We start from the raw sequence: 5431 nt of genomic DNA, 5'->3' as shown, positions 1-5431 counted from the left end.
ATCACCTACGCGCCCGTCGAGTCGCCCGCGCCGCTGTACTCGGCGGCCGAGCAGCTCTTCGGCAAGGAGCCGGGCACCCTCATGGCGCTGGCCACCGCCTGCGCCACCGCCGTCGACTTCGACGTGGCGGGCGTGCGGGAGCTGGACCTGCGCGGCGGGCGCGCGCACCCGGTGTCGCAGGCGGTGCCGTTCGTCCAGGCGATCGTCGACGCCGCCCGCGCCCACCTCGGCGTCCACCTCGACGGGGCGGACCCCGGCGGTGCGGCGCTCGACCCGGCCTTCACCGCCGAGGAGCACCTGCAGAGCGCGGTCATGAAGGTCGTGCAGCGGGCCTGCGAGGACGTCGCCCTGCGCAACGTCCGCGCCCTGCTCGACCTCGGCGGCGTCGACCCGCGCCAGGCCTACCTGTCGATGAGCGGCGGGTTCGCGCTCAACTGCCCGACGAACACCTTCCTGCTCGACGAGTTCGGCTTCCTCGGCCTGCTGACCCCGCCGTGCGCCAACGACTCCGGCCAGTCCTACGGCCTGGGCCTGCTCGGCTTCCTCGGCGACGGCACCCTCCGCGCCGCCGGGCACGAGCTGCGCGACGCCTACCGGGGCGCCCCCGCCCGCGACCTGGACGCGGCGCTCGCGGAGTTCGCCGACCACGTGCTGGAGGTGTCGGACTTCTCGCCCGAGCGGTTCGTCCGCGACGTCACCGCCGCCCCGCTGGCCTGGGTCGACGGGGAGGCGGAGATCGGCCCGCGCGCCCTGTGCCACCGCAGCCTGCTGGGCGACCCGCGCTCGGCCGACACCAAGCGGCTGCTCAACGAGCACAAGCAGCGCCAGTGGTGGCGGCCCGTCGCCCCGGTCGTCCTGGCCGAGCACGCCCACGCCTGGTTCGACTGCCCGCGCCCCTCGCCGTACATGCTGGAGGCGGTGCGGGTGCGACCCGAGGTGCTGGACCGGGTGCCCGCGATCGCCCACCTCGACGGCACCGCGCGGCACCAGACCGTCACCGAGGCGACCAACCCGCTCCTGCACCGCGCGCTCAGCGCGTTCCACGCCGAGACCGGCGTCCCGGTGCTGTGCAACACCTCGCTCAACGACCGGGGCGAGCCCATCGCCGACACCGTCGCCGAAGCGCTCGTGCTCTGCCTCAGAAAGGGCATCGGGGTGCTCTACGCGAACGGCCGCAGGATCGCGCTGCGGATCGACCCCGGACAATCGTCGAGACCCCCGCGAATGCGCCGCGAGCATTTGTTCGCGAACCAGGAGGCGGATCGGGACGAGGCGTGGGACCGGTGGATCGGGGCGGGGTACACCGAAAGCGCGATGTACCTCATGACGCAACTCCCGCAAATGCGGTCCGAACCCGATCCGGGCGCGTCGGCCGACCTCAACGCGCTCGCCGACTACATTGGCTCGGTCGACCCCGCGTTCCAGTTCTGGGTCGACGAGTTCCGGCGCGACCAGGGACCTGGCGCGCAGTTCCCACCCGGAGGGCGTGGCAGATGAGCGGGCAGACCGGACTGCTCCGGCGGGCGAACTTCCGCAACCTGTGGCTCGGCCAGACGCTGTCGATGTTCGGGGCCGAGATCACCGCGGGCGTGATCCCGCTGCTCGCGGCGCTGACCCTGGACGCCACCGTGCTCCAGATGGGCGTGCTCTCGGCCGTCACGTTCCTGCCGTACGTGCTGATCAGCCTGTTCGTCGGGGTGTGGCTCGACCGGCTGCCCAAGCGGCGGGTCATCGTCGGCGCCGACCTCGCCCGCGGCCTGCTGCTGCTGCTCATCCCCCTCGCGAGCGTGCTCGGCCTGCTCGTCGGGGTGGGGACGGTGGTGGCCGACATCGGCGGCGCGGCGATCCTGCCCGGCGTGGTCGACCGCGCCGACCTGGTCGACGGCAACGGCAAGCTGGAGATCAGCAGCAACGCCTCGCGGATGGCGGGCGAGGCCGTGGGCGGCGCGCTCGTGCAGGTGCTCACCGCGCCGTTCGCGCTGCTGTTCAACACCGCCTCCTCCCTGGCGTCCGCGCTGTTCACGCTGCGGGTGCGGGTGCGGGAGGAGGACGTCGAGCCCGACGACGAGCTGGAGGACGCCACCAGGGCGGGCTTCTGGGGGGAGATCGGCGAGGGCCTGCGCTTCGTCTTCGGCAACCCGGTCGTGCGCACCCTGGCGATCACGGCCCTGCTGTTCAACCTGTTCACGTTCTTCATCGAGCCGGTGTTCCTGATCTTCATCACCCGCACGCTGGGCCTGGAGCCGATCTACATCGGCCTGATCCTGTCCTCGTCCGGCGTGGGCGGCGTGGTCGGCGCGCTGGTGTCCGGCCGGGTCTCGCGCAGGCTCCCCCTCGGCAGGCTGCTCGTGCTCACCCAGTGGCTGGCGGGCGGCGCGTCGCTGCTGATCCCGGTCGCGACGCTGGTGCCCAAGCCCGCCGCGGTGGTCCTCATCGTGGTCATGCACTTCGTCGACGCGGTCATGGTGATCGTCTACAACGTCAACCAGCGCAGCTACCGCAGCGCCGTCACCCCCGACCACCTCCAGGGCCGGATGAACGCCGCGATCCGCATGATCGTGATGGGGGTGTGCCCGGTGGGCGCGCTGCTGGGCGGCGTGGTCGGCGACGTCCTCAGCGCCACGACGGCCCTGGTCATCGGCTCGATCGGCATCCTCAGCTCCGGCGCCTACATCGCCTGCACCCGCATCCGCCACGTCCGCGAGGTCCCCACCGCCGCCCCCGAGGCCTGACCCGCGCGGCCCCGCCCGACGCGCGGGCGGGGCGCCGCGCGCTCACAGCGCCGAGGCGATGCCCCCGGCCACGGCCTCGCGGTCCACCTTGCCGCTGGGCGTGCGCGGCAGCTCCGGCAGCACGGTGACCGACTGCGGCACCGAGTGCGCGGGCAGCACCGCCTCCAGCGCCCCCATCAGCGCGGACACGTCCAGCTCCGCACCCCGCTCCGGCGTCACCGCCGCCCGCAGCCCCCGCGCGCCCTCCCCGGTCTCCACCACCACGCACACCGCCGCCGCCACACCCGGCTGCTCCAGCAGCCACGCGTCGACCTCCAGCGGGTTCACCCGGTAGCCGCGGATCTTCACGTCGTGGTCCAGCCTGCTCAGGAACTGCACCACCCCCCGCTCCACCCGCACCAGGTCGCCGGTGCGGAACGCCCGCTCGTGCCCGTGCGGCGTGGTCGGCACGGCGGTGTAGCGGGCCGCGTTCAGCTCCTCCTGGTTCAGGTAGCCCAGCGCCAGCGGCAGGCCCGCCACCAGCAGCTCGCCCACCTCGGGCGTCGCCGGGTCCACCGGGTCCACCAGCAGCTCCGTGCCCGGCAGCGGCACCCCGATCGGCGGCAGCGACGGCCACGACGAGCTCGGACCGGTCAGCACGTGCGAGGTGACCATCGCCGACTCGCTCTGCCCGTAGTGGTTGGTCAGCCTGCACCCCGGCAGCCGCGCGAACAGCGCCCGGATCGCCGGGGTGCACAGCAGCTGCTCGCCCGCCGTGTTGACCTCCACCAGCGCCAGGCCCGCCAGCGACTCCTCCGCCGACGCGGCCAGCGCCAGCATGTTCAGCGCCACGTTCGGCAGGAACAGCCGCTCCACCCGGTGCTCGACCAGCCAGTCCAGCAGCTCGAACGGGTCCTGCCGCAGCTCCTCGGGCACGATCAGCAGCGTCCCGCCGCCCCCGAGCGTCCCCAGCACCTCCTGGAACCACACGTCGAAGTTCAGCGGCGCGAACTGCGCGGTGCGCAGGTCCGGGCGGGGGGAGTGGGTGCGCTGCCACTCGGCCATGTTGTCGACGCAGGAGTGCGGCAGCGCCACCCCCTTGGGCCAGCCCGTCGACCCGGACGTGTAGATCACGTACACCGGCAGGTCCGGCGCGCACGCCACCGCCGGGTGCTCCCGACCCGCCCCCGGCTCGGGGATCGGCACCGCCGACTCGACGTAGGCGTCGCCCGCGCTGAGCACCAGCGACGCCGCGCTGTCGGCCAGCATGTGCGCCAGCCGCCTCGGCGGGTACGACGCGTCCAGCGGCACGTACGCCGCGCCCACCGCCGCCACCGCCAGGAACGCCGCCACGACCTCCGCGCCGCGCGCCCCCGTCACCGCCACCCGGTCGCCGGGCCCCACGCCGCGCGCGGCCAGCAGGTGCGCGATCTCGCCCACCCAGCCGTGCAGCCGGGCGTAGGTGAAGGACCGCTCGCCGTCCACCACCGCGACCCGCTCCGACCGCCGGTGCTCCGCCAGCGCCTCCAGCAGGCACGGCGGGTCGGCCGCGCCACCCCACAGCGTCCTCATGCGCCCTCCGCTCCCCGTCCGCCAAGGCCGTGCTCGTGCATGATCCGTCCCAGCTCCGCGGCGGGACCCGACCCCTCGCGCAGGCTGGCGATGATCCGCACCCGCACGTCCCGGTCCTTCTCCTGGCTGAGCTTGAACATCGAGTCCACCGACTCCACGTGGAAGCGGAACGCGCCGACACCGCCCACGATCCGCGCGAAGTGCCCGTGCGACGGCTCGGCCGCCCAGCCCGCGCCGAAGGCGCTCTCGAACAGCTCGGCGGTCCGCTTCACCACCTCCAGGGTCCCGGCCTCGCCGTCGATCGGCTCGACCCGGCCGTGCAGGTGCACCGACACGAAGTCCCAGGTCGGGACCGCGGGCGTGGTGCGGTAGATCGCCGGGGTGATGTAGGCGTGCGGCCCGGTGAACACCAGCACCGCGTGGACGCCGCCCGCCAGCGCCCGCCAGTGCGCGTTCGCCCGGTTGAGGTGCCCCCACAGCGTGCTGCCCGCGAGGTCCCCGGACTGCGGGGCGCCCGGCGCGGCCACCACCGGCAGGTGCGTGGCGTGCGGGACGCGCGGGCCGTTGCTGACCAGCGTGGCCAGCGGGTAGTCGTGGACGACCTGGCGCGCCCGGTCCTCGTCGTCGGCCCGGTACATCGGTGGCACGTGCATGTCGGCTCGCCTACCTGCCCTCGTCGAGGATCGCCCGGACGATCTCGCCCGCCCGGACCGCGGTGGTGGACAGCAGGCCCGCGGACAGCCCGTGCGTCGGCTCGGTCACCGCGCCCTGCAGGTAGATCCCGGCGCGCACCGAGCCGGAGGTGACGACCCGGTGGTCCCGGTCCAGCACCGGCCTGCCCGCCCCGTCCAGCTTGGCCAGGCCCCGCAGCAGCGGCGTCGGGTCGGCGGGCCGGTAGCCGGTGGCGCAGACCACCGCGTCGGCCACGAGCGTGCCCACCACGCCCGTCGGCAGGTACTCCACCTGCACCGCCACCCCGTCGGACCGCTCGCTCACCGAGCGCACCCGCGAGACGTTGACCACGCGCAGCCGCGACGAGCCGGTGACCCGCTCCTGGTAGCGCCGCCGGTACAGCTCCAGCGACAGGTCGGCGTCGACCACCGAGTAGTTCGTGTTCCCGTGGTGGGCCAGCAGCGCCTGCCTGACCG

General features: G+C 74.1%; 5 protein-coding genes. 2 read left to right on the top strand and 3 right to left on the bottom strand.

The genetic code is table 11. The features are described 5' to 3' along the window. A partial coding sequence (locus ACTUAL_RS10190) for a carbamoyltransferase C-terminal domain-containing protein (RefSeq protein ID WP_440900099.1) occupies positions 1-1497 on the top strand: 1497 nt, incomplete at its 5' end. Then, positions 1494-2732 carry an MFS transporter gene (locus ACTUAL_RS10185; RefSeq protein ID WP_440900098.1) on the top strand — a complete coding sequence of 413 codons (1239 nt, stop codon included), beginning with the start codon at positions 1494-1496 and terminating at the stop codon, positions 2730-2732. The genes ACTUAL_RS10190 and ACTUAL_RS10185, both read left to right, overlap by 4 nt. 42 nt (positions 2733-2774) lie before the next feature. On the opposite strand, the gene ACTUAL_RS10180 is transcribed toward ACTUAL_RS10185, so the two are convergent. The 3 genes from ACTUAL_RS10180 to ACTUAL_RS10170 form a co-directional block, all read right to left on the bottom strand. After that, entirely contained in the window at positions 2775-4283 is a 1509-nt protein-coding gene (locus tag ACTUAL_RS10180) for an AMP-binding protein (RefSeq protein WP_440900097.1), read from the bottom strand. Then, entirely contained in the window at positions 4280-4936 is a 657-nt protein-coding gene (locus tag ACTUAL_RS10175; RefSeq protein WP_096495519.1) for an FMN-binding negative transcriptional regulator, read from the bottom strand. The genes ACTUAL_RS10180 and ACTUAL_RS10175 overlap by 4 nt, the downstream gene beginning before the upstream one ends. A gap of 10 nt (positions 4937-4946) precedes the next feature. Beyond that, the coding region (locus ACTUAL_RS10170) for a SidA/IucD/PvdA family monooxygenase (protein ID WP_440900096.1) at positions 4947-5431 on the bottom strand (485 nt) is incomplete at its 5' end.

The sequence above is a fragment of the Actinosynnema sp. genome, from assembly GCF_052038725.1.
Note: the sequence above shows the minus strand (reverse complement) of the source record. Positions and strands in the feature narration are given on the sequence as shown.

Bases quoted from the DNA above. Each gene is read 5' to 3' on its own strand.
- ACTUAL_RS10180 (WP_440900097.1), bottom strand. From the start codon at position 4,283: ATGAGGACGCTGTGGGGTGGCGCGGCCGACCCGCCGTGCCTGCTGGAG.
- ACTUAL_RS10185 (WP_440900098.1), top strand. From the start codon at position 1,494: ATGAGCGGGCAGACCGGACTGCTCCGGCGGGCGAACTTCCGCAACCTG.
- ACTUAL_RS10175 (WP_096495519.1), bottom strand. From the start codon at position 4,936: ATGCACGTGCCACCGATGTACCGGGCCGACGACGAGGACCGGGCGCGC.